The sequence below is a fragment of the Paenirhodobacter populi genome (assembly GCF_004022215.1).
In the GTDB taxonomy this organism is placed as follows: Bacteria; Pseudomonadota; Alphaproteobacteria; order Rhodobacterales; family Rhodobacteraceae; genus Rhodobacter; species Rhodobacter populi.
In genome coordinates this window covers 71,341-93,399 of sequence record NZ_SAUZ01000014.1, presented here as the reverse complement: position 1 = coordinate 93,399, position 22,059 = coordinate 71,341, and the positions used below count along the sequence as shown (strand labels likewise).

The 22,059-nt window shown below is 66.8% G+C and carries 22 protein-coding genes and 1 pseudogene; 18 read left to right on the top strand and 5 right to left on the bottom strand.

Annotated features, from left to right (window positions below):
* Positions 1-70: 70 nt before the first annotated feature.
* Positions 71-637, bottom strand: a complete 567-nt coding sequence (locus D2T30_RS12890) for a LabA-like NYN domain-containing protein (protein WP_128209190.1) — start codon at positions 635-637, stop codon at positions 71-73.
* Positions 638-803: 166 nt separating this feature from the next.
* Here D2T30_RS12890 and folK point away from each other — a divergent pair, with 166 nt between their 5' ends.
* From folK to recO, 11 genes and pseudogenes are all read left to right on the top strand, one after another.
* Positions 804-1,382 (top strand): 2-amino-4-hydroxy-6-hydroxymethyldihydropteridine diphosphokinase, encoded by a 579-nt coding sequence (gene folK / locus D2T30_RS12885; protein ID WP_241651266.1) that lies wholly within the window; start codon positions 804-806, stop codon positions 1,380-1,382.
* A gap of 68 nt (positions 1,383-1,450) precedes the next feature.
* Entirely contained in the window at positions 1,451-1,807 is a 357-nt protein-coding gene (gene rpoZ / locus D2T30_RS12880; RefSeq protein WP_128180499.1) for a DNA-directed RNA polymerase subunit omega, read from the top strand.
* 25 nt (positions 1,808-1,832) lie between these two features.
* On the top strand, positions 1,833-3,956 hold the full coding sequence (locus tag D2T30_RS12875; RefSeq protein WP_128180501.1) for a RelA/SpoT family protein: 2,124 nt from the start codon (positions 1,833-1,835) through the stop codon (positions 3,954-3,956).
* A gap of 81 nt (positions 3,957-4,037) precedes the next feature.
* Positions 4,038-4,694 (top strand): DUF2062 domain-containing protein, encoded by a 657-nt coding sequence (locus D2T30_RS12870; protein WP_128209188.1) that lies wholly within the window; start codon positions 4,038-4,040, stop codon positions 4,692-4,694.
* A gap of 21 nt (positions 4,695-4,715) precedes the next feature.
* Positions 4,716-5,462, top strand: a complete 747-nt coding sequence (locus tag D2T30_RS12865) for a pyridoxine 5'-phosphate synthase (protein ID WP_128209187.1) — start codon at positions 4,716-4,718, stop codon at positions 5,460-5,462.
* Entirely contained in the window at positions 5,462-5,863 is a 402-nt protein-coding gene (acpS, locus tag D2T30_RS12860) for a holo-ACP synthase (RefSeq protein ID WP_128180507.1), read from the top strand. Before D2T30_RS12865 ends, acpS begins: the two co-directional genes overlap by 1 nt.
* Before the next feature lie 52 nt (positions 5,864-5,915).
* Positions 5,916-6,743 carry a signal peptidase I gene (gene lepB, locus D2T30_RS12855; RefSeq protein ID WP_128180509.1) on the top strand — a complete coding sequence of 276 codons (828 nt, stop codon included), beginning with the start codon at positions 5,916-5,918 and terminating at the stop codon, positions 6,741-6,743.
* A gap of 10 nt (positions 6,744-6,753) precedes the next feature.
* Positions 6,754-7,441, top strand: a pseudogene (rnc, locus tag D2T30_RS12850) (ribonuclease III); the annotation flags it as partial.
* Positions 7,437-8,366, top strand: coding sequence for a GTPase Era (gene era, locus D2T30_RS12845; RefSeq protein WP_128209186.1), 930 nt, complete (start codon positions 7,437-7,439; stop codon positions 8,364-8,366). The pseudogene rnc and the gene era, both read left to right, overlap by 5 nt.
* Positions 8,366-8,701 carry a DUF1491 family protein gene (locus D2T30_RS12840; RefSeq protein ID WP_128209185.1) on the top strand — a complete coding sequence of 112 codons (336 nt, stop codon included), beginning with the start codon at positions 8,366-8,368 and terminating at the stop codon, positions 8,699-8,701. Before era ends, D2T30_RS12840 begins: the two co-directional genes overlap by 1 nt.
* 76 nt (positions 8,702-8,777) lie before the next feature.
* Entirely contained in the window at positions 8,778-9,497 is a 720-nt protein-coding gene (gene recO / locus D2T30_RS12835; protein WP_128209184.1) for a DNA repair protein RecO, read from the top strand.
* 138 nt (positions 9,498-9,635) lie between these two features.
* Here the strand turns inward: recO and D2T30_RS12830 are convergent, their stop codons facing one another.
* Positions 9,636-10,139, bottom strand: a complete 504-nt coding sequence (locus tag D2T30_RS12830) for a GNAT family N-acetyltransferase (protein ID WP_128209183.1) — start codon at positions 10,137-10,139, stop codon at positions 9,636-9,638.
* A 134-nt stretch (positions 10,140-10,273) separates the two neighbouring features.
* Here D2T30_RS12830 and D2T30_RS12825 point away from each other — a divergent pair, with 134 nt between their 5' ends.
* From D2T30_RS12825 to D2T30_RS12810, 4 genes are all read left to right on the top strand, one after another.
* On the top strand, positions 10,274-12,058 hold the full coding sequence (locus tag D2T30_RS12825) for an ABC transporter transmembrane domain-containing protein (protein WP_128209182.1): 1,785 nt from the start codon (positions 10,274-10,276) through the stop codon (positions 12,056-12,058).
* Between the two features lie 186 nt (positions 12,059-12,244).
* Positions 12,245-12,688 (top strand): peptidoglycan-binding protein LysM, encoded by a 444-nt coding sequence (lysM, locus tag D2T30_RS12820; RefSeq protein WP_128180523.1) that lies wholly within the window; start codon positions 12,245-12,247, stop codon positions 12,686-12,688.
* 103 nt (positions 12,689-12,791) lie between these two features.
* Positions 12,792-14,633, top strand: a complete 1,842-nt coding sequence (locus tag D2T30_RS12815) for an acyl-CoA synthetase (RefSeq protein WP_128209181.1) — start codon at positions 12,792-12,794, stop codon at positions 14,631-14,633.
* Between the two features lie 115 nt (positions 14,634-14,748).
* Positions 14,749-15,681 (top strand): class I SAM-dependent DNA methyltransferase, encoded by a 933-nt coding sequence (locus tag D2T30_RS12810; RefSeq protein ID WP_128209180.1) that lies wholly within the window; start codon positions 14,749-14,751, stop codon positions 15,679-15,681.
* A gap of 112 nt (positions 15,682-15,793) precedes the next feature.
* Here D2T30_RS12810 and D2T30_RS12805 read toward each other — a convergent pair whose 3' ends face one another.
* Together D2T30_RS12805 and nth are read right to left on the bottom strand one after the other, a co-directional pair.
* Entirely contained in the window at positions 15,794-16,780 is a 987-nt protein-coding gene (locus tag D2T30_RS12805) for an adenosine kinase (protein WP_128209179.1), read from the bottom strand.
* Entirely contained in the window at positions 16,777-17,421 is a 645-nt protein-coding gene (nth, locus tag D2T30_RS12800) for an endonuclease III (RefSeq protein WP_128180531.1), read from the bottom strand. Before nth ends, D2T30_RS12805 begins: the two co-directional genes overlap by 4 nt.
* 240 nt (positions 17,422-17,661) lie before the next feature.
* Between nth and D2T30_RS12795 the strand changes: the two genes are divergently transcribed.
* Both D2T30_RS12795 and D2T30_RS12790 read left to right on the top strand, forming a co-directional pair.
* The gene (locus D2T30_RS12795; RefSeq protein ID WP_164884301.1) at positions 17,662-18,585 is read left to right on the top strand and encodes a methylated-DNA--[protein]-cysteine S-methyltransferase; all 924 of its coding nucleotides are present in this window, start codon (positions 17,662-17,664) and stop codon (positions 18,583-18,585) included.
* Between the two features lie 107 nt (positions 18,586-18,692).
* Positions 18,693-19,352: an OmpA family protein gene (locus D2T30_RS12790; RefSeq protein WP_128209177.1), complete on the top strand. Its 660-nt coding sequence runs from the start codon at positions 18,693-18,695 to the stop codon at positions 19,350-19,352.
* A gap of 174 nt (positions 19,353-19,526) precedes the next feature.
* Here the strand turns inward: D2T30_RS12790 and D2T30_RS12785 are convergent, their stop codons facing one another.
* On the bottom strand, positions 19,527-20,345 hold the full coding sequence (locus tag D2T30_RS12785; protein WP_128209176.1) for a sulfotransferase family protein: 819 nt from the start codon (positions 20,343-20,345) through the stop codon (positions 19,527-19,529).
* A 133-nt stretch (positions 20,346-20,478) separates the two neighbouring features.
* Between D2T30_RS12785 and D2T30_RS12780 the strand changes: the two genes are divergently transcribed.
* Positions 20,479-22,053: a DUF5928 domain-containing protein gene (locus D2T30_RS12780; protein ID WP_128209175.1), complete on the top strand. Its 1,575-nt coding sequence runs from the start codon at positions 20,479-20,481 to the stop codon at positions 22,051-22,053.
* The last annotated feature ends 6 nt before the right edge of the window (positions 22,054-22,059 follow it).

The window sequence follows — 22,059 nt, the reverse complement described above, 5'->3', positions numbered from 1 at the left end:
CAGTAACGACCCCGCCCGGGCAAGACAATGTGTGGCCGGGCCGCCCGGGCCCGGATCTCAGCCCCGGATCTCAGGCCTGAACGGACGTCTCGTTCGCTTCGCGGTTTTCGCGGGGCGGACGGCCGATCACGTCGCGCAGGGCGTCGAGTTCGATGAAATTGTCCGCCTGACGACGCAGTTCATCGGCGATCATCGCCGGCTGCGTGCGGATCGAGGACACGACCGAAACCCGCACGCCCATGCGTTGCAGCGCCTCCACCAGCGGACGGAAATCGCCATCGCCGGAGAACAGCACCGCATGGTCGAGCCGGGGCGCAAGCTCCATCGCGTTCACCGCCAGATCGATGTCCATGTTGCCCTTGATCTTGCGCCGGCCGCTTGCGTCGGTGAATTCCTTGGCGGGCTTGGTCACCATCGAATAGCCGTTGTAATGCAGCCAGTCGACAAGGGGGCGGATCGGCGAATATTCATCGTTCTCAAGAAGGGCCGTATAATAAAAGGCCCTCACGAGCTTGCCGCGGCGTTCGAATTCCTGTCTCAACAGTTTGTAGTCGATGTCGAATCCGAGCGCCTTGGCCGCCGCATAGAGGTTCGATCCATCTATGAACAAGGCGAGACGTTCGTCCTTGTAAAACATCAGTTGTTCCTTTCAGCAGCGGGTGGAGCTGCCTTCGATGATTGGTGTGTGAGTGGTTGACGAAGGCCTGAAATGACCTATGACGCCATCCGATCCAATAACGGTAAAGTCGTCGATGCAACAGGGGGGTGCGCGAGGCAATGACAAGATGTTTCGTGACTGTAACATGTTTTTGATAGCATTGGGCGCCAACCTTTCATCTGACGCTGGGGCACCCGCGCAGACGCTGACCGCCGCCCTGTCGCGGCTGGATGACGACGGTTTCACCCTCTCCGCCGTGAGTCGCTTCTACCGTTCACCCGCGTTTCCGGCCGGATCGGGGCCGGATTACGTCAATGCCTGCGCGGCGCTGAAGGCGGCGCCCGGCCTGACGCCGGAGACGGTTCTGGCGGCGCTGCACCGGGTCGAGGACGGGCTGGGCCGGGTGCGGACGGAACGCTGGCAGGCGCGCAGGATCGATCTGGACCTGATCGCGGCGGGCGACACGCTGCTGCCCGATGCGGAAACCCACCGTTCGTGGCGCGACCTGCCGCTGGCGCGGCAGATGCGCGAGGTGCCGGCCATGCCGATCGTTCCCCATCCCCGCTTGCAGGACCGCGCCTTCGTGCTGATTCCCCTGGCCGAGATCGCCCCGCACTGGCGTCACCCCGTCATCGGCAAAACCGTGCAGGAGATGCTCGATGCCCTGCCCGAGGACGAAAAAGCCGCTCTCACGCCTCTTTCCGCGCCGTTTGGTGAAGATTGAGCGCTTGTCAAGCCCCGGCGGAAGGCATACATAGGCGGCTCACCTCCCCTGTCTGACTGGAGATGCCGATGGCTCGCGTTACGGTAGAAGATTGCGTTGACAAGGTTCCGAACCGGTTCGAGCTGGTGATGCTGGCTGCGCATCGTGCGCGCGAGATCGCCGCCGGCAGCGCCGTGACCGTGGACCGCGACAACGACAAGAACCCCGTCGTCGCCCTGCGCGAAATCGCCGAGGAAACCCAGTCCGCCGACGATCTGCGCGAACGGCTGATCGAGGCGAACCAGACCCAGATCGAGGTCGACGAGCCGGAAGACGACGCGATGTCGCTGCTCATGTCGGGCGAGACGCCGGATCGTCCGCGCAGCGACGAGATGGACGAGGAACGCATGCTTCGCGCGCTGATGGACGCGCAGGGCCGCGACTGATCCGGGTTCCGGGCGGACCTCTCCGATGATCGATGTCGATGACCTGATCGCTCTTGTCCGCAACTACAACCCGCATACGGATGCAGATCTGATCCGCCGGGCCTATGCCTACGGCATGAAGATGCACGAAGGCCAGTTCCGGCAATCGGGCGAGCTTTATTTCACCCATCCGGTCGCGGTCGCCGCGATCCTCACCGAACAGCGCCTGGACGATGCCACCATCGTCACGGCGCTTTTGCACGACACGATCGAGGATACCCGCTCGACCTATGCCGAGGTCGAGACGCTGTTCGGCCATGATGTCGCCGAGCTGGTCGATGGCGTCACCAAGCTGACCAACCTGCAACTGTCCTCCACCGCCTCGAAACAGGCGGAGAATTTCCGCAAGCTGCTGATGGCGATGTCCAAGGACCTGCGGGTCCTGCTGGTCAAGCTGGCCGACCGGCTGCACAACATGCGCACGATCCGCTCGATGCGCCCGGAAAAGCAGGTGCAGAAGGCGCGCGAGACGATGGAGATCTTCGCCCCCCTCGCCGGCCGCATGGGCATGCAGTGGATGCGCGAGGAGCTGGAAGACCTCGCCTTCAAGGTGCTGAACCCGGATGCGCGCAGCTCGATCATCCGCCGCTTCGTCAGCCTGCAGAAGGAATCGGGGGATGTGATCTCGAAGATCACCACCGACATCCGGGTGCTGCTGGAAAAGGCCAATATCGACGCCGATGTCTTTGGCCGCGCCAAGCGCCCCTATTCGATCTGGCGCAAGATGGAGGAAAAGCAGCTCGCCTTTTCCCGTCTGTCGGACATCTACGGCTTTCGCATCATCACCGAAACGGTCGAGGAATGCTATGCGGTCGTGGGTCTTGTCCACGGGCGCTGGCGCGCGGTGCCGGGCCGGTTCAAGGACTACATCAGCCAGCCGAAGACCAACGGCTACCGCTCAATCCACACCACGGTCACGGGGCGCGACGGCAAGCGGGTGGAAATCCAGATCCGCACCCGGCAGATGCACGAGGTCGCGGAGGCGGGCGTCGCCGCGCACTGGTCCTACAAGGACGGCGAGCCGGCCGAGAATCCCTTTGCCGTCGATCCGGCGAAATGGCTGACCTCGCTGACCGAGCGTTTCGCCGAAGGGAACCACGACGAATTCCTCGAGAACGTCAAGCTCGAGATGTATTCGGATCAGGTCTTCTGCTTCACCCCCAAGGGCGACGTGATCAAGCTGCCCAAGGGCGCGACGCCGATCGACTATGCCTATGCGATCCATTCGCGCATCGGCAACAACTGCGTCGGCGCCAAGGTGGACGGCATCCGCGTGCCGCTGTGGACGAGGCTGAAGAACGGCCAGTCGGTCGAGATCATCACCGCCGCCGGGCAGCGCCCGCAGGCGACATGGCTCGACATCGTGCAGACCGGCCGCGCCAAGGCGGCGATCCGCAAGTCCCTGCGGGAAGAGGACCGGAGCCGCTTCATCAAGCTGGGCGCCGAACTCGCCCGCGTGGCCTTCGAACATGTCGGACGCAAGGTGACGGACAAGGCCCTGCGCACCGCGGCCAAGACCATGGGCATCGCGGATGAGACGGAACTGCTGGCCCGGCTCGGCTCCGCCGAAACGACGGCGCGCGAGGTGGTGGCGGCGCTCTATCCGGAACTGGCGAAACCGGGGCTCGACCTCGACGTGATCGAGCCGCACCGCGCCGTTCTGGGGCTGGAGGCGGACCAGAGCTTCCGCCGCGCCAATTGCTGCCAGCCGCTGCCCGGTGAACGGATCGTCGGCATCACCTATCGCGGGCAGGGCGTGGTGATCCACGCCATCGACTGCCCCGCGCTGGAGGAGTTCGAGAGCCAGCCGGAACGCTGGGTCGACCTCCACTGGCAGCCCGGGGAACACCCGCCGGTCTATACCGCCTCGCTCAAGCTGACGATTTCCAATGATGCGGGCGTGCTGGGGCGGATCTGCACCTTGATCGGGCACCAGAAGGCAAACATATCGGATCTGCGGTTCGTGGACCGGAAGCCCGACTTTTACTCGCTTGTCGTGGAAGTCGAGCTAAGGGACGTCGAACACCTGCACACGTTGCTGACGGCGCTTGAAGTCGAATCCGATGTGGCGCAGGTCGAACGCTGGCGGGATATCTCGCGCAAGCCCTGACCGATAGCCGGTTGCGGGCGCGGGACCCGCGGCAATATCCGGACGACCGGCCGCAACCGGGCCCCGGGGCGGAAGGGTGAGATGGTCTTCAAGCGCCGCGACAGGCAGACATGGACGACAAGGCTGCGCGAGTCGGTCTGGCCGCGCGGCGGCTGGGGGCGCGGGCTGCAATACATGCGCTACCGGCTCAACCGCCTGCCCGACCGGCCCGAGCGGATCGCGCGCGGGATCTTTGCCGGGGTGTTCATTTCCTTCACGCCGCTGTTCGGGCTGCATCTGGGGCTGTGCATCGTCATCGCCTGGGCGATGCGGGGCAATATCCTGGCGGCGATCATCGGCAGCTTTTTCGGCAACCCTGTGACCATCCCGATCATCGCCGTCGGCTCGGTCGAACTGGGGCGCAGGCTGCTGGGGCTTGCCGCGCGGCCGGTGGGCAATGAACATATCGCCGCGACCTTCGCCCATGCCTTCGACGACCTGCGCCACAATGTCCTTGCCCTTTTTACCCAGGACACCACGAAATGGGACGGGTTGCGGAATTTCTGGGATACGATCTTCCTGCCCTATCTGACGGGCGGGGTGATCCTTGGCACGATCGCGGGGGTGATCTGCTACGGCATTGCCCTGTCGCTCGTTCGCGCCTATCAAACCCGCCGACAGGCGAAGCTGCGCAAGCGGCTGGAAAAGATCCGGGCGCGGATCGCCGCGCAGACGCCGGTGACCGGAAGCCAGAACTGAGACGTGCGCAAGGAGAGACCGATGCCGAAACCGCTCCGCCTTGGGGTGAACATCGACCACGTGGCGACGCTGCGCAACGCGCGCGGCACCCGCTATCCGGAACCCTTGCGCGCGGCGAAGCTGGCCGAGGCGGCGGGCGCCGACGGCATCACCGCCCATCTGCGCGAAGACCGCCGCCATATCCGCGACGCGGATATCGCCGAGCTGAAGGCCGAACTGGCCATCCCGCTGAATTTCGAGATGGCGCCGACGGACGAGATGCAGGCAATCGCGCTCGCCACCGCGCCGAACGCCTGCTGCCTCGTGCCGGAAAAGCGCGAGGAGGTGACGACCGAAGGCGGCCTCGACATCACCGCCGATCTGGCGCGGCTGACGGATTACGTCGGCACGCTGGCGGCAACCGGCATCCGCGTGTCGATGTTCATCGGCCACGACCCGCATCAGATCGAGGCCGCCCGCACCATCGGCGCGCAGGTGGTGGAGCTGCACACCGGCCATTTCTGCGATCTGCATTACGCCGGCCGTTTCGCCGAACGCGATCTTGAGCTTGAGGCCCTGCGCGCCGGCGCGGCCTATGCCGCGTCCCTCGGGCTTGAGGTTCACGCCGGCCACGGCCTGACGTTCGAGACCGTTTCCCCCATCGCCGAGATCCCAGAGATCCGCGAACTCAACATCGGCCATTTCCTGATCGCGGAATCGGTGTTTCTGGGGCTTGGGGATGCCATCGTGCAGATGCGCGCCCTGATGGATGCGGCGCGGGGGCTGTGATGATCCTCGGCATCGGATCGGACCTGTGCAACATCGACCGGATCGCGGCGACGCTCGATCGTTTCGGCGACCGCTTCCGCCAGCGCGTCTTCACCGACACCGAAATCGCCAAGGCGGAACGCCGCGCCGATACGCCGGGCACCTATGCCAAGCGCTGGGCCGCGAAGGAGGCGTGTTCCAAGGCGCTGGGCACCGGGCTGCGCATGGGGATTTCGTGGAAGGACATGGGGGTGACGAATCTGCCCACCGGCCAGCCCGTCATGCATCTGACCGGCTGGGCCGCGGAACGGCTGGCCGCGATGACGCCTGCAGGACACCGGGCCGTCGTTCACGTCACCTTGACCGACGATCACCCCTGGGCACAGGCCTTTGTGGTGATCGAGGCCGTTCCCCTTCCTTGACTTGCGCGGGCGGGCGCGCCAAGGAAGGCAGGACCCAGGCAGAGGCGCGATCATGGCGAAAGCGAAGGCGAAGAAAAACGAAGGCGGCATAACCGAGACGATCAAGACGATCGTCTGGGCGCTGCTCATCGCGGGCGTGTTCCGCACCCTGTTCTTCCAGCCGTTCTGGATCCCCTCCGGTTCGATGAAGGATACGCTGCTGGTCGGCGATTTCCTGTTCGTCAACAAGATGGCCTATGGCTATTCGCGCTATTCCTGCCCGTTCTCCTCGCCGACCTTCAGCCCCTGCCCGATCGAGGGGCGGCTGTTCTCGTCGGAACCGGAGCGCGGCGACGTGGTGGTGTTCCGCCATCCGACCCAGAACGTCGATTTCATCAAGCGGCTGATCGGTCTGCCGGGCGACCGGATCCAGATGATCAACGGCGTGCTGAACATCAACGGCGAACCCGTGCAGCTGCAGGACCGGCCGCCTTTCGAGGAGGTCAAGGAGCCGCAGGGCCCGCAGGGGCTGACGCCGCGCTGCGCCAACGATCCGGTGGGCTTCGGCGGCATCTGCCTGAAGGGCCGCCAGACCGAGACGCTGCCGGGCAATGCGCCGGGCGAACCGGGGCGCAGCCACGACATCCTGAACATCTCGGACAACTGGATCGTCGACAACACGCCGGTCTTCACCGTGCCTGAGGGCCAGTATTTCTTCATGGGCGACAACCGCGACGATTCCGAGGACAGCCGCTTCCCGCAATCGGCGGGCGGGCTTGGCTTCGTGCCCAAGGAATATCTGGTCGGCCGGGCGGACCGGGTGATCTTCTCTTCGGCGGGCCGGTCGCTGTTCTATTTCTGGACCTGGCGCGCGGACAGGTTCTTCAAGGCGGTTGACTGATGGGGGTGGCGTGAAACTCGGCGCGGATATCACGGCGTTCATGGACCGGCTCGGGCATCGCTTCGCGAAGCCCGAGCTTCTGCTTCGGGCGCTGACGCACAGTTCGATCGGTTCGGCCACCCGGCCCGACAACCAGCGGCTGGAGTTTCTGGGCGACCGGGTGCTGGGCCTCACCATGGCCGAGGCGTTGTTCTTCGCCGATCGCGCCGCCTCCGAAGGGCAGCTTGCGCCGCGGTTCAACGCGCTGGTGCGCAAGGAAACCTGCGCCGATGTGGCGCGGCAGATCGGGCTGGGCGACGTGCTCAAGCTCGGCCGGTCGGAGATGATGTCCGGCGGCCGCCGGAAAGAGGCGCTGCTGGGCGACGCGATGGAATCGGTGATCGCCGCCGTCTATGTCGATGCCGGCTTCGAGGTGGCAAAGGCGCTGGTGCTGCGGCTCTGGGGTGAGCGGATCGATCAGGTCGAGGAAGACGCCCGCGACGCCAAGACCGCGCTTCAGGAATGGGCGCAGGCGCGCGGCCTGCCACCGCCCGGCTATGAAACGGTGAAGCGCGACGGCCCGGATCACGCGCCGATCTTCACCATCGAGGTGCGGCTCGCCTCGGGCGAGGCGGAACGCGCCACCGCAGGCGCCAAGCGGCAGGCCGAACAGGCCGCCGCCCGATCCCTTTTGACCAGACTGGAGAACGCGACATGACCCCCCCCGAAACGGCGGGCACGCCCACCCGCGCGGGGTTCGTCGCGCTGATCGGCGAACCGAATGCCGGCAAATCCACGCTGCTGAACGCGATGGTGGGGGCCAAGGTCTCGATCGTCACGCACAAGGTGCAGACGACGCGCGCCCGCATCCGCGGCGTGGCGATGGAGGGGCAGGCGCAGATCGTCTTCGTCGACACGCCCGGCATCTTCCGCCCGCGCCGCCGGCTCGACCGCGCCATGGTCACCGCCGCTTGGGGCGGGGCCGCCGACGCCGATATCGTCGTCCTGCTGATCGAGGCGCATCGCGGCCTGACCGAAGGCGCCAAGGCGATCATCGCCGCGCTGAAGGAGCGGGGCGAAGCCCATCCCGTCGCGCTGGCCATCAACAAGATCGACCGGGTGAAGGCGGAAACCCTGCTGGCGCTGGCCGAGGAAGCGAACGCCGCCTATCCCTTCGCCAAGACCTTCATGATCTCGGCGGAAAAGGGCTATGGCGTCGCCGACCTGCGCGCATGGCTGGCGGGCGAACTGCCCGAAGGCCCGTGGTTCTACCCCGAGGACCAGATCGCCGACCTGCCGATGCGCCAGATCGCGGCGGAAATCACCCGCGAAAAGCTGACCCTGCGGCTCCATGAGGAACTGCCCTACCAGCTCACCGTCGAGACCGAGAAGTGGGAGGACCGCAAGGACGGCTCCACCCGCATCGACCAGATCGTCTATGTCGCGCGCGAGGGCCACAAGGGCATCCTGCTCGGCAAGGGGGGGGAGACGATCAAGGCCGTCTCCACCGCCGCCCGCGCCGAGATGGCGGAATTCCTCGGTCATCCGGTGCATCTGTTCCTCGTGGTCAAGGTGCGGCCGAACTGGCTCGACGAGGCCGAGCGCTATTCGGAAATGGGGCTCGACTTCAAGGACGGCGACTGATGCAGCCCCGGCTGGTCGCCGACCTCTGGGTGCGCGCCTATCTGAAGCGGCTCGAACTGGCGAATATCCCGGCCTATGTCACCTATCGCGGCGATGCCAACGCCGGCGCGGTGATGGTGAAATGCGCGACGCTCGACGGGCAGGCGGCGCTGTGGGAACGCAGCTTCGATCTTGAAACCGGCGCGCAGAGGTGGATGGCGCTCAGGCAGGGGCCGGAGGCCGAGATCGACGCCTCGATCCGCAGGCAGCGCGGCTTCGATCCCGACCTCTGGGTGATCGAGGTCGAATCCCGCGAAGGCCGCACCCTGCTGGATGAAGAGGGCCTTTCGGACTGACTTTCCCTTTCATTCTTCCCTAAATATCCTCGGGGGTGCGGGGGCAGACAGCCCCCGCCGCAACGGCGGTGCAACGATGGACTGGCAAGATCAGGGCACGATCCTTTCCGCCCGCCCGCATGGCGAGACATCGGTGATCGTCGAGGTCTTCACGGCGGCGCATGGCCGCCACGCGGGTGTGGTGCGGGGCGGGGCCTCGCGCCGGATGGCCGCCACCCTGCAGCCCGGCAGCCGCGTCGCGGTGAAATGGCAGGCGCGGCTCGAAGATCACCTCGGCAGCTTCACGGTGGAACCCCTGAGCTCGCGCGCGGGGGCGCTGTCGGACCGGTTGGCGCTGCTGGGTCTGGGCGCGGTCTGCGCCATGCTGACGGTAACGCTACCCGAACGCGAACCGCATCCGCGCCTGCATGCGATGACCGAGCCGCTTCTGGCGGTGATCGCGGAGGGGATCGAGGGCTGGCCGCTCGACTACCTCCGCTGGGAAATGGCGCTGCTTGAGGAACTCGGTTTCGGACTGGACCTGAGCCGCTGCGCCGTGACCGGCGGACGCGAGGATCTGATTTATGTCTCCCCCCGCAGCGGCCGGGCGGTCAGCCGTGCGGGCGCCGGGGACTGGGCCGCGAAGCTCCTGCCGCTGCCCGCCTGCCTGCTGGGGCAGGGCGGCGCCACTTGGGAGGAGATCACCCAGGGCCTGCGGCTGACGGGGCATTTCCTTGACCGCCTGCTTGCCGGGCACGACCGCCGCCTGCCCGAGGCCCGCAACCGTCTGATCGCCGCCCTTGCCCGGCAGGGCTGAGTGATTTCAGAACTGGAACTGGCGGCGCGAGCGGAGGGGTAGCAGGGGGCCAGCCCCCTCGCGCGTTCCGCGCTCACCCCCGGGATATTTATGGAAACACGAAGGGAGGGGCGCGCGGGATTTTGAAGCGGTGGCCCTTCAGGGCCGCGCGCGCTCGTCGAGTTTCAGTTGCAGTAGCGCCAAGTCCAGCCAGCGCCCGAACTTTTGCCCGACCTCGGGCATCGTTCCGACCGCCACGAAGCCGAGCTTTTCGTGGAGCGCGATGGAGGGGGCGTTGCCTGCCTCGATCGCCGCGACCATGATGTGCCGGTTGTCGGCGCGGGCGCGCGCGATCAGCGCCTCCATCAGCGCGCGGCCGCGCCCGCCGCCGCGGTGGTCCTGCCGGACATAGACCGAATGCTCGACCGTTTCCCGGTAGCCGTCGAAGGCGCGGAAGGGGCCGTAGCTTGCGTATCCCGTGACCGTGCCGGCCTCCTCCAGCACCAGAACCGGCAGCCCGGCGTTCTGGCGCGCCGCGATCCAGTCGATCCGGTTGGCGATGTCGACGACGACATCGTTCCAGATCGCGGTCGAGTTGCGCACCGCGTCGTTGTAGATCGCGGCGATGGCTTCGGCGTCTTCGGGGGTGGCGTTTCGGATCATCTCGGTCTCCTTCGGGATGAAGGTGCCGCAGCCCGCGGGGGCGCGCAACGGGAATCCGCCGGCGCTGAAACCGATCCGCGCTTGCCGTCCGACGGGCCGGGGCCTAAACGGGGGACCAAAAGACAGGAGCGCCGATGGCCCGCAGACCCCAAGCCCCGATCGAGGATCGTCCGCAAACGAAACGCATCGGCGCGCTGCGCGGCCTCGCTCCCTTTATCCGCCCCTATCGCGGGATGGCGGCCGCGGCGTTGGTGGCGCTGGTGTTGACCGCCTCGATCAGCCTGATCCTGCCCATCGCGGTGCGCCGCGTCGTCGACGGGTTCCAGCAGGGCGCCGGGCTTCTGGACCAGTATTTCGAGGCGGCGCTGGTCATCGCGGCGCTGCTGGCGATCGGCACGGGCGCGCGCTACTGGCTGGTGACGCGCTTTGGCGAAAGGGTCGTGGCCGATATCCGCAAGGCGGTGTTCGACCGGGTGATTTCGATGTCGCCCGCCTTCTACGAACGCATCCTGACGGGCGAGATCATTTCCCGCATCACCACGGACACCACGCTGATCCTGTCGGTGATCGGTTCCTCGGTATCGGTGGCGCTGCGCAACCTGCTGATCCTGATCGGCGGCATGGTGATGCTGCTGTTCACCGCGGCGAAGCTGACCGGGCTGGTGTTGCTTCTGGTGCCGGTGGTGATCGTGCCGATCGTGGTCATGGGCCGGAGGCTGCGCGTGCTCAGCCGCGAAAATCAGGACTGGATCGCCGATTCATCCGGCGCGGCGTCCGAGGCGCTGCTGTCGGCCCAGACGGTGCAGGCCTTCACCCATGAGGCGATCACCCGCCGCAGCTTTGCCGAGGTGACGGAGAAAAGCTTCGACGCCGCGCAAAAGCGCATCACCACCCGGGCGATCATGACGATGATCGTGATCTTCCTCGCCTTCGCCGGGGTGGTGGGCGTCCTGTGGGTCGGCGCGCGCGACGTGCGCGAAGGCACGATGACGGTGGGGGAACTGGTGCAGTTCGTGATCTACGCGATCATGGTGGCCGGATCCGTCGGCGCCCTGTCCGAGATCTGGGGCGAATTGCAGCGCGCCGCCGGCGCGACCGAGCGTCTGGTCGAGCTTCTGGGCACGCGCGACACCGTGCTCGACCCGCCCCATCCCCTGCCGCTGCCCTTGCCCGCAAAGGGCGCGATCCGGTTTCAGGATGTCAGCTTCCACTACCCGTCGCGGCCCGATACCTCGGCGCTCGATCATGTCGACCTGACCATCCAGCCCGGGGAAACGGTGGCGCTGGTCGGTCCCTCGGGGGCGGGCAAGACGACGGTGGTGCAACTGATCCAGCGGTTCTGGGACCCGGAGACCGGCACGGTTTCGATCGACGGGCATGACCTGCGCAGCCTCGCGCGGTCGGATTTCCGCCGCGTCCTCGCGCTGGTGCCGCAGGATCCGGTGATCTTTGCCGCGACGGCGCGGGAAAACATCCGCTTCGGCCGCCCCGATGCCACGGATGCCGAGGTCGAGGCCGCCGCCCGCGCCGCCCATGCCGACGATTTCCTGTCGGCTCTGCCCGAGGGATATGACACTTACGTCGGCGAACGCGGGGTGATGCTGTCGGGCGGGCAAAAGCAGCGCATCGCCATTGCCCGCGCCATCCTGCGCGACGCGCCGATCCTGTTGCTCGACGAGGCGACATCGGCGCTCGATGCCGCATCGGAGCGCGCGGTGCAGGCGGCGGTCGAACGCCTTTCGGCCGGGCGCACCACGGTGATCGTGGCGCACCGGCTGGCCACGGTGAAGCGCGCCGACCGGATCGTGGTCTTCGACCACGGCCGCATCGTCGCGCAGGGCACGCATGAGGAACTGGTGGCGCAGGGCGGGCTTTACGCCGAACTCGCGCGGTTGCAGTTCACAGATGGCGCTGCCTGATACTTTCCCCTTCATTCTTCCATAAGTATCCCGGGGTGAGGGCCAAAGGCCCGAGGGGCAGCGCCCTCCGACCCCGTCGATGCAGAAACCCGCCGGGGCGGCGATTTCCCCCTGTTCCCGGCCCTGCGCCTGTTGCATCCTGCGTCCGGGCCACTGATTTTGGCCCGTAACCACAGGAGTTGAGACATGGGTTTGTGGAATTTCGTCAAGGACGCGGGCAAGTCGCTGTTCGGAGGCAAGGCCGAAGCCGCCGAGGCTCCCAAGGAAGATGTCCTCAAGTCCGAGCTGAAGGGCCTCGGCCTGAACACCGACGGGATCGACCTCAAGGTCGACGGCGACAAGGTCGTCGTCTCCGGCAAGGCGGTCGATGCCGCGACGAAGGAAAAGATCATCCTCGCGGTGGGCAATGTCGGCGGCGTCTCGCATGTCGAGACCGAGCAGGACGACGACACCAAGGATGCGGTCTTCCATACCGTGGTGAAGGGCGACACCCTGTCGGCCATCGCGAAAAAGACGCTCGGCGATGCCAGCCGCTATCCGGAGATCTTCGAGGCGAACAAGCCGATGCTGACCCACCCGGACAAGATCTATCCGGGCCAGGTGCTGCGCATTCCGGGCGGCAAGGCCTGATCCTGGGCCTGATTTGAGGGCTGACCCGGCAGCGGGTCCGCCATGATGCTGCTGCCCGGAGCGTTCCGGGCAGCCCGTGTCGGGGAGGGCACGGGGAGGAAGAATGAGCATGACATTCGCAAGTGCCGCCGACCGCGACCGGATCGAGGGGGAAATGCCCTGGGCCGCGCGCGACCGGGCGGTGACGCTGTATGACGCCCTGTCGCGCGTGAAGGCGGCGCATGGGGCGCGTCCGGCGCTGTCGTTCCAGATGTTTTCCACGCCCGATGCGTCCGCCCTGACGCTGACATGGGATGATCTGCACGCCCGCGTCACGCAGGCGGCGAACCTCTTTCGCGCGCTTGGCGTGGAGGAGGGGGATACCGTCGCCTTCATCCTGCCGAATTGTCTTGAGGCCGCCGTGGTGTTGCTGGCGGGGGCGACGGCGGGGGTGGTGAATCCGGTCAATCCGCTGCTCGAACCCGGCCAGATCGCGGCGATCCTGCGCGGCAGCGGGGCCAAGGTCGTGGTCACCCTGCGCGCCTTTCCGAAAACCGACATCGCGCAAAAGGTCGCCCGCGCGCTGGCCGAGGTGCCCGGCGTGACGCATGTGATCGAGGTCGACCTGCGCCAGTCCCTGACCGGGCCGAAACGCTGGATCGTGCCCTTCCTGCGCCCGAAAGTGCCGCCCCGCACCGCCCGCATTCTGGATTTCCACGCCGAATGCGCGCGGATGCCGGCCGGTCAGCTGACCTTCCGCGATCCGCCGCATGACCGCATCGCCGCCTGTTTCCACACCGGCGGCACCACCGGGGTGCCGAAGCTCGCCCGCCTGCGCCATTCCGGCATGATCTACAACGGCTGGCTGGGCGGGTATCTGCTGTTTCGGGAAACCGACGTGCTCCTGTGCCCGCTGCCGCTGTTCCATGTCTTTGCCGCCTGCCCGGTGCTGATGTCGGCGATCCATTCCGGCGCGCATGTGGTGATGCCCACGCCCGCGGGCTATCGCGGCGAGGGGGTCTTCGACCACTTCTGGAAACTGATCGCGCGTTGGCGGGTGTCCTTTCTCATCTCGGTGCCGACGGCCATCGCCGCGCTGATGACGCGGCCGGTGGATGCCGATATCTCCTCGCTCCGCATGGTGATTTCCGGCTCGACGGCCCTGCCGGTCGAGCTTTACAATCGATTCCGCGCCGCCACCGGGGTCGAGATCGCCGAGGGCTACGGGCTGACCGAGGCGACCTGCCTCGTCTCCGTCAATCCGGTGGACGGGCCGAAGAAGGTCGGCTCGGTCGGCCTGCCGATGCCCTACAGCAAGGTTCTGATCGCGCGCGAGGGCGGCGGGCTGTGCGGCGTGGACGAAGTGGGCGAGATCTGCGTGTCCTCCCCCGGCACGGCGGAGGAGCCCTTCCTGCGCACCGGCGATCTGGGGCGGATCGACGCCGACGGCTATCTGTGGATCACCGGGCGGATCAAGGACCTGATCATCCGCGGCGGCCACAACATCGACCCGGCGCAGATCGAAGAGGCGCTGGCCGGTCATCCGGCCGTGGCGGGTGTCGGCGCGATCGGCCAGCCGGATGCCGTGGCGGGGGAATTGCCCTGCGCCTATGTGGAACTGCTCGATGGCGCCACCGCGACCGAGGGCGAGCTGCTCGCCCATGCGGTGCGGCGCATCCCGGAACGGGCGGCGGTGCCGAAACATGTGGAAATCCTGCCCTCATTGCCGAAAACGGCGGTGGGCAAGGTGTTCAAGCCCGACCTGCGCCGCCGCGCCATCACCCGCGTGCTGGACGCGGCCTTCCGGCAGGCGGGGCTGGCCGCCCGCGTGACCGAGGTGGTCGAGGATCCGAAGCGCGGCCTGACCGCCCGCATCGCCGGGGAAGACAACGACGCCGCCCTGCGCCGGGTCATGGGCGCCTTCACGGTTCCGTGGGAACGGGCCGCGCCGCAACGGGAGCCTTGACGGAACCCGCCGGCTGCGCCATCTGACTCGGATCGTTTCCCTCCGGTCCATCATGCGTCAGCCCCTGTCGTAGCCCCGCGCTTTCTGAACCTTCCCTTTCGTTCAGGAGCCTCCCATGACCCCCATGTCCTTTTCGTCGGGCGATCTGATCGCCGACCGCCGCGCCGACTATGCCGAGGCGCTGCTGACCGCGGGCGATGCCGCCGCCGCGGCCGATCTGTATCTTCAGGCGCTCGACATCGCGCCGGGCTGGACGGCGGGCTGGTTCCGCCTGGGCGAGATCCGCGAGGCGCACCGCCTGCCCGATGCGGCGGCGGCGTATGAACGGGCGCTGGCGCTCGATCCTTCGGACGTGCTGGGCGCGCGGCTGCGGCTCGACCTCATCGCCGATCCGCGCTGGGCGGAAACCATGCCCTCGGCCTTCGTCGAGGCGCTCTTCGACCAATATGCCGGTCATTTCGACGAAAAGCTGGTGGGCGCGCTCGGCTATCGCGCGCCGCAACTGCTGCGCGCGGGGCTGGCGGGGCGCTATGCGCGGGCGCTGGATCTGGGCTGCGGGACGGGGCTGATGGGGGCGGAACTGCGCGCCATCGCCGGGAATCTGGAAGGCTGGGACATTTCCGCCGAAATGCTGCGCGAGGCGGGGGCGAAGGGGATCTACGACCGGCTGGAAAAGGTCGATCTGGCGCGGCTTGCGGGCGCGGACCGGCAATGGGACCTGATCACGGCGGCGGATGTCTTCGCCTATGTCGGCGCGCTCGAACGGGTCGTCGGCTGGGTGGCGCTGGCGCTGGCGCCGGGCGGCACCTTCGCCTTCACCACCGAAGCCTGCCCGGGCGACGATTTCATCCTGCAAGGCAGCCGCCGCTACGCCCATTCGGAAACCTATCTGCGCGGCCTTCTGGATCAGGCGGGCTTCACCGCGCGCTTCGGCCGCGACACGGTGCGGATGGACCGCGGCGCCCCGATCGAGGGGCTGGTGGTCTTCGCCCGCCGCCGCATCGAGGTCGGCGACCGCGCGCCCGACGGCGACCTCGCACAGGTCTGAAGCCCGGATCGATGTCCCGGACGCTCTTTACCCTTCATTCTTCCATAAATATCCCGGGGGTGAGGCGCTTGCGCCGAGGGGGCTGGCCCCCTGATCCCCTCCCCGTTCCGCGCTACAGCAGCCCGGCTTCGCGGAAGGCCAGCTTCAGATCCGCCTCGGGCCGGGCGCCGAAATGGCTGATGACCTCGGCCGCGGCGACGCAGCCCATCCGCCCCGCCGTCGCCAGATCCCGCCCGGTCGCATAGCCATACAGGAAGCCCGCCGCGAACTGGTCGCCCGCGCCCGTCGCATCGACGGGGGTGACGCGGTGGACCGGCACCTCGACCCGCTCCGCTCCGGCGCGCAGGATCACATCGGCGCCTGACCGTGTGCAGACCACCAGCCCGCATTCCGCCGCCGCCTGATCCAGCGCGGTGTCGAGGTCGGTCTGATACAGCGCCTCCCATTCGTGCTGGTTGCCGATGACGTAATCCATGTCCTCGCGCACGAGGCGGCGGAAATCGTCGCGGTGGCGGTTCACGCAGAACGGATCGGACAGCGCGATCCCCGCGCGCCCGCCGCCCCGGTGACAGGCCTGCGCGGCGGCAAGAAACGCCGCCTTGCCCTGATCCTTGTCGAAGAGATAGCCTTCGAGGAACAGGATCCCGGCTTCCTCCACCACCTCGGGCGCGACATCGCCGGTCGAGACCTCGGCCGAAATGCCCAGATAGGTGTTCATCGACCGCTCGCCATCCGGCGTGACGAAGATCATCGAGCGCGAGGTGGGCAGATCCGCCCCCGCGACCGGGACATTCGGGAAATCCGTGCCCTCGCCATGCAGGGCGGCCTCATAGAACCGGCCGAGCGCATCGTCGCGCACCCGCCCGATGAAGGCGGCCTTCAGCCCGAGGTTGCCGAGCCCCGCGATGGTGTTGCCCACCGATCCGCCGGGTGCCTGCGTGCGGTCCTTCATCGCGGCATAAAGCGTCTCGGCGCGGTCGCGCTCGATCAGCTGCATGATGCCCTTCTCGATTCCCATATGGTCGAGGAAGCTGTCGTCGCACTGGGCGATCACGTCGACGATGGCATTGCCGATGCCGACGACCTGATATGTCTTCACGCGGTTTTCTCCTCGTATTGGCACAGGTCGCGGATCAGGCAATCGACGCAGCGGGGCTTGCGCGCGGTGCAGATGTAGCGGCCGTGCAGGATCAGCCAGTGGTGGGCGTTCTGCTGGAACTCGACGGGAACGTTGTCCTCGATGGCGCGCTCGACGGCATCCACGTCGCGCCCGACGGCCAGCCCGGTGCGGTTGCCGACGCGGAAGATATGGGTGTCCACCGCCTGTGCCGGATAGTGGAACCAGATGTTCAGCACGACATTCGCCGTCTTGCGCCCGACCCCGGGGAGCGAGGTCAGCGCGGCGCGCGAACTGGGCACCGTGCCGCCGAACTTGTCGACGAGGATCCGGCTCAGCTTGATGACGTTCTTGGCCTTCTGCCGGTAGAGGCCGATGGTCTTGACGTATTCGACCAGCCCCTCCTCGCCGAGGGCCAGCATCTTCGCCGGCGTGTCGGCTATGGGGAACAGCGACCGCGTGGCCTTGTTCACGCCCGCATCCGTGGCCTGCGCCGACAGCGCCACCGCGACCAGCAGGGTGAAGGCGTTGGTATGTTCAAGCTCCCCCTTCGGATGGGGCTCCGCGGCCTGAAACCGGCGGAAGGCGTCTTGCATCTGGGCATATTCGAACTGGCGGGCCATGCCCGAGCTATGCCCGCCCTTTGTCCCTGCGGCAAGAGGGTAGAGCGGGTTTTGTGTGGATGGCGCGGCAGGGGGCGCTGCCCCCATCCTTGCGGCACAGCCGCAAGGATTCCCCCGGGATATTTAGGGAAGAATGAAGGAGAAAGAGGAGGCACGCCACGCGGGAAAGCGCAGCTTTCGGGTCGCGCGGCGTGGGGCCGTGCTGCTAGGATCGGCGCGAGGAGAGATGCGATGACGATGATGCAGACCGAAGACGCCTATCATTACCGGGTGATTGCCCGGGCGCTGGCCGAGATCGACGCCGCGCAGGCCGAGGCCGCGCGCGCGGGGCGTCCGGCGCAGGTGCCGCTTGCCGATCTGGCCGCGCGGCTCGGCTTCAGCGAGGCGCATTTCCAGCGGGTGTTTTCCGCCTGGGTCGGGGTGTCGCCGAAGCGCTATCAGCAATATCTGGCGCTTGGCTTCGCGCGCGAGATGCTCGCGGCGCGGCTGCCGCTGGAACAGGTGGCGGCGGGGGCGGGGTTGTCCGGTGCGTCGCGGCTGCACGACCTGATCCTGCGGTGGGAGGCGATGACGCCCGGCGAATTCGCCGCCGGCGCGGCGGGGCTGCGGATCCGCTGGGGCCGGTTCGACACGCCCTTCGGCGGCGCGATCGCCTTTGCTACGGATCGCGGGCTGTGCGGCATCGCCTTCGACGCCGAAACCGGCTTTGACGCGGCCTTCGCCGACATGGCCGCCCGCTGGCCCCGCGCGACCTTCGCCGAGGCGCCGGAAGAGATCCGCCCCTGGGTCGAGGCGGTCTTCACCGGGCAGGGCGAGGCGCCCCTGACCCTGATCGGCGCGCCCTTCCAGATCAAGGTGTGGGAGGCGCTGCTGGCCATCCCCTCGGGCGAGGTCACGACCTATTCCCGCATCGCCGCGGAAATCGGCCATCCGGCGGCGGTGCGCGCGGTCGGCACGGCCATCGGCCGCAATCCGGTCAGCTACCTGATCCCCTGCCATCGCGCCCTGCGCAAGTCGGGCGGCCTTGGCGGTTATCACTGGGGTCTGGGCGTCAAGCGCGCGATGCTGGCGCGCGAAGCGGCCCGCCACGAAGCGGGCTGCGTCGAACGGCGCTTGCTGATCGGTCCGGTGACGCAGGGACAGGGGAATATCCCGGCGAAGTGATGGGCAATTTTCTGCTCGCACCATGGTATGGATGGATATGCGCGGGGCTTTTCGGGTAGAAAGGTGCGGATATCCCGCAGCGCGGGTCCTTTGACGAGAGCAGAGTCATGAAGAAAAGCATTCCCTTCCTTGTTGCGACCGCCGGTCTGATGGTTCTGAGCGCCTGCGCCGACGGGACGAGTTATGATCCCGCCGATCCGAACGCCAAGCGCAATTCCGGCGCTGTCGTGGGCGCGATGCTGGGTGGCGTCCTTGGCGCGACCAGCGGCGGTGACGAGCGGATCACCAAGGCGGCGGCGGGCGCCATCGTCGGCGGTCTGGCCGGCGGCGCGATCGGCTCGGCGCTCGACAATCAGGCGCGGGAGCTGTCGCGCGATCTGACCACCAGCGGCGCCACGGTCGTCAACACCGGCTCGCAGCTTGTCGTGACCATGCCGCAGGATGTGCTGTTCGCCGTCGACAGCGACGTGGTCCGCGCCGATCTGCAGCGCGACCTGAACACGCTGGCGGGCAGCCTGAACCGCTATCCGAACACCACGGTGCAGATCGTCGGCCATACCGACAACACCGGCGCGGCCGACTACAACCAGCGGCTGTCGCAGCGCCGTGCCTCTTCGGTGGCGCAGGTGCTGATCGCGGCGGGTGTGCCGTCCTCGCGCATCGTCACCGTCGGCCGGGGCGAGGATCAGCCGATCGCCTCGAACCTGACCGCCGATGGCCGCGCCAAGAACCGCCGGGTCGAATTCGTCATCACCCCGAACCGCTGAGCGGCGGGATCTCATGGAACGGGCGGTGCGACACCGCCCGTTTTCCTTGCCCGCTGGTCAGGGAGGTGCCACGCGACCGCCCCGGGCGGACCCTTCCCTTCATCTTTCCGAAAATATCCCGGGGGTGAGCCCGGAACGGGCGAGGGGGCTGGCCCCCTGCCGCCCCATCCGCTTTCACCACGAAAGCCGGTCGTGCACCTCGTCCAGGTCGATCTCCCCTGTCGGCGCGCCATTGTCCGGATCGTCGAAATCGTAGCGGAACAGTTTGAAATCGCGGTGGTAGATTTCCCACATCAGATGGCGTGACAGATCGTCGAAATACTCCGACACCCGGTGCAGACGCTTTGGTCCATGCGCGGCGGATTCGTTGAAGCGCGGCATCTCGGCCACATTCACCGGGACGGGCGGTTTTGCCTGTTCGATGACCCTGCCCATGCCGGCATTGAAATCCTCGGTCCGGAAGATGGCGTCGTAGCGCCCGCCGTTGTGGATCACCGTGGTGACGAATTCGGTGGCCGCCATCCAGTGGATATCCGGCTCCATAGGCCGCTTGAAGCGGATGGTGTCGCGCGCGAACAGCAGGAAGCGGCGGAACGACCGGATCTGGTCGAAGTCGAATCCATTGTCGGGAGAGCCGACATCGACCCCGTATCGCTGCATGATCTGCGGCACCATCAGCCCGCGATAGCGTTTGCCGGTGCGCTGGATCCCGGCGATCTTGTCGAAGAACGCCGACAGGATCCGCGCATAGGGATTGCGCACGCAGGTGAAGACGCAGGTGGAGCGGCTGGCGATGGCGGTTTCGATCGCGGGGCGATGCGCCTCGATCGGCCATTTCAGCAGGCCCTCGGCGGCGTCGTGGATGTCGCCGTCGTAGAAAGCGCCGTGATCGGAATAGAACATGATCTGACCGATGGTCGAGCAGGCGCATTTCGGCACGACGCGATAGGCCATGCTGCCGCTTTCGGTCATCCATGTGCCCGGGAATTGCATGCGCCGTTGCCCTTTCACCCGCCTGCCGCCACCCGCGGCCGGACCAGATAACCTGTAAAAGCAAACAAACCCTGTTGTTTCAATTGCTTTTGCGGCTATCAATGCGTCATTCGCTATCGCATTCAGACGGTCTATGTCGAAAATTGCCTTCATTCTGCTGACGCACAAGGATCCGGAGGCGGTTATCCGGCAGGCAGAGACCCTGACATCGACGGGTGATTTCGTTTCCATCCATTTCGATGCGCGGGCGAAGGCGGCGGATTTCGCGCGGATCGAACGGGCGCTGGCGGGCAATCCCTCGGTCACCTTCGCGCGCAGGCGGCGGAAATGCGGCTGGGGGGAATGGTCGCTGGTCGATGCGACGCTGGAGGCGGTGAAGGCCGCCGCCGGGGCATTCCCCCTCGCCACGCATTTCTACATGCTGTCGGGCGACTGCATGCAGATCAAGACGGCGGAATTCGCGCATCGCTTCCTTGATGCCGAGGATGTCGATTACATCGAAAGCTTCGATTTCTTCGAGTCGGACTGGATCAAGACCGGGATCAAGGAAGAACGCCTCCACTACCGCCATTTCTTCAACGAGCGGACCCAGAAGAAATGGTTCTACCGCAGCCTCGGCTGGCAGCAGAGGCTGGGCCTGTCGCGGCCGGTGCCGCCGGGCCTGCGGGTGATGATCGGGTCGCAATGGTGGTGCCTGCGCCGCGAAACGATGGAACGGGTGCTGGCCTTCTGTCACGACCGGCCCGATGTGATGCGCTTCTTCCGCACCACCTGGATTCCCGACGAGACGTTTTTCCAGACCATCGTGCGCCATGTCACGCCGGATGCGCAGATCCGCACCCGCACGCTGACCTTCCTGATGTTCACCGATTACGGCCTGCCGGTGACCTTCTACAACGACCACTACGACCTGCTGCTGTCGCAGAACTACCTGTTCGCGCGCAAGATCAGCCCCGATGCCACGGTGATGAAGGAACGCCTGTTCGATCTGTGGGCGCGGACCGGTGTCGGGTTCCGCATCTCGAACGAGGGGCGGGCGCTGTTCCACTTCCTGACCGGCCGGGGGCGAATCGGCCGCCGCTTCGCGCCGCGTTTCTGGGAAACCGAATCGAGCCTTGGCCGCGACCGGACGCTGATGGTGCTGGTGTGCAAGAAATGGCATGTGGCCAAGCGGCTGGTGGCGCAGATCCGCAGCGAGACGGCGATCCCGGCGGTCGAATATCTGTTCAGCGAGGACAGCGCGATGCCGGACCTCGGCGGGATCGAGCGCACGGTCGCCAAGCGCAACCGCCATCGCCGGGCTCTCTTGCGGATGCTGTTCGACTATTTCGACAGCGACCGGCTGCTGATCTGCGTCGATCCGGCCGATTTCGAGCTGCTGCGCGATTTCACCGGGGACAGGGCCGTGACCCGGGTGCTGGAAATCGAATGCGATTTCGACGACGCCTATCTGATCGGCCATGCGCGGCGGATCGGGCTGGCGGCGGAGAATACGCCCGACGACGTGGTGCGGCCCCTGCTGACGACAATCCGCTACGATCTGAAGTTCGAAAGCGACCGGATGGTCGATGCCGATTTCCCGATGTTCGCGCGGATGAGCCAGCAGGCCGACGCCGCGCGGAACACCGCCGCGCTGGCCCGTTTCCTCGGGGTCGATACCGAGGTTGCGCGCCGGGTCCTTTCGCTGGATTATCTGTTCGCCGACTGAGGAGGT

What these genes read in the sequence shown, in the direction of transcription:
- D2T30_RS12810 (WP_128209180.1), top strand. Translation starts at nt 14,749, where the DNA reads ATGACCCCCATGTCCTTTTCGTCGGGCGATCTGATCGCCGACCGCCGC.
- D2T30_RS12890 (WP_128209190.1), bottom strand. Translation starts at nt 637, where the DNA reads ATGTTTTACAAGGACGAACGTCTCGCCTTGTTCATAGATGGATCGAAC.
- D2T30_RS12865 (WP_128209187.1), top strand. Translation starts at nt 4,716, where the DNA reads ATGCCGAAACCGCTCCGCCTTGGGGTGAACATCGACCACGTGGCGACG.
- D2T30_RS12875 (WP_128180501.1), top strand. Translation starts at nt 1,833, where the DNA reads ATGATCGATGTCGATGACCTGATCGCTCTTGTCCGCAACTACAACCCG.
- D2T30_RS12780 (WP_128209175.1), top strand. Translation starts at nt 20,479, where the DNA reads ATGTCGAAAATTGCCTTCATTCTGCTGACGCACAAGGATCCGGAGGCG.
- D2T30_RS12790 (WP_128209177.1), top strand. Translation starts at nt 18,693, where the DNA reads ATGAAGAAAAGCATTCCCTTCCTTGTTGCGACCGCCGGTCTGATGGTT.
- D2T30_RS12825 (WP_128209182.1), top strand. Translation starts at nt 10,274, where the DNA reads ATGGCCCGCAGACCCCAAGCCCCGATCGAGGATCGTCCGCAAACGAAA.
- acpS (WP_128180507.1), top strand. Translation starts at nt 5,462, where the DNA reads ATGATCCTCGGCATCGGATCGGACCTGTGCAACATCGACCGGATCGCG.
- recO (WP_128209184.1), top strand. Translation starts at nt 8,778, where the DNA reads ATGGACTGGCAAGATCAGGGCACGATCCTTTCCGCCCGCCCGCATGGC.
- D2T30_RS12870 (WP_128209188.1), top strand. Translation starts at nt 4,038, where the DNA reads ATGGTCTTCAAGCGCCGCGACAGGCAGACATGGACGACAAGGCTGCGC.
- D2T30_RS12785 (WP_128209176.1), bottom strand. Translation starts at nt 20,345, where the DNA reads ATGCAATTCCCGGGCACATGGATGACCGAAAGCGGCAGCATGGCCTAT.
- D2T30_RS12830 (WP_128209183.1), bottom strand. Translation starts at nt 10,139, where the DNA reads ATGATCCGAAACGCCACCCCCGAAGACGCCGAAGCCATCGCCGCGATC.
- nth (WP_128180531.1), bottom strand. Translation starts at nt 17,421, where the DNA reads ATGGCCCGCCAGTTCGAATATGCCCAGATGCAAGACGCCTTCCGCCGG.
- lysM (WP_128180523.1), top strand. Translation starts at nt 12,245, where the DNA reads ATGGGTTTGTGGAATTTCGTCAAGGACGCGGGCAAGTCGCTGTTCGGA.
- rpoZ (WP_128180499.1), top strand. Translation starts at nt 1,451, where the DNA reads ATGGCTCGCGTTACGGTAGAAGATTGCGTTGACAAGGTTCCGAACCGG.
- D2T30_RS12815 (WP_128209181.1), top strand. Translation starts at nt 12,792, where the DNA reads ATGAGCATGACATTCGCAAGTGCCGCCGACCGCGACCGGATCGAGGGG.
- D2T30_RS12795 (WP_164884301.1), top strand. Translation starts at nt 17,662, where the DNA reads ATGCAGACCGAAGACGCCTATCATTACCGGGTGATTGCCCGGGCGCTG.
- era (WP_128209186.1), top strand. Translation starts at nt 7,437, where the DNA reads ATGACCCCCCCCGAAACGGCGGGCACGCCCACCCGCGCGGGGTTCGTC.
- lepB (WP_128180509.1), top strand. Translation starts at nt 5,916, where the DNA reads ATGGCGAAAGCGAAGGCGAAGAAAAACGAAGGCGGCATAACCGAGACG.
- folK (WP_241651266.1), top strand. Translation starts at nt 804, where the DNA reads ATGTTTTTGATAGCATTGGGCGCCAACCTTTCATCTGACGCTGGGGCA.
- D2T30_RS12840 (WP_128209185.1), top strand. Translation starts at nt 8,366, where the DNA reads ATGCAGCCCCGGCTGGTCGCCGACCTCTGGGTGCGCGCCTATCTGAAG.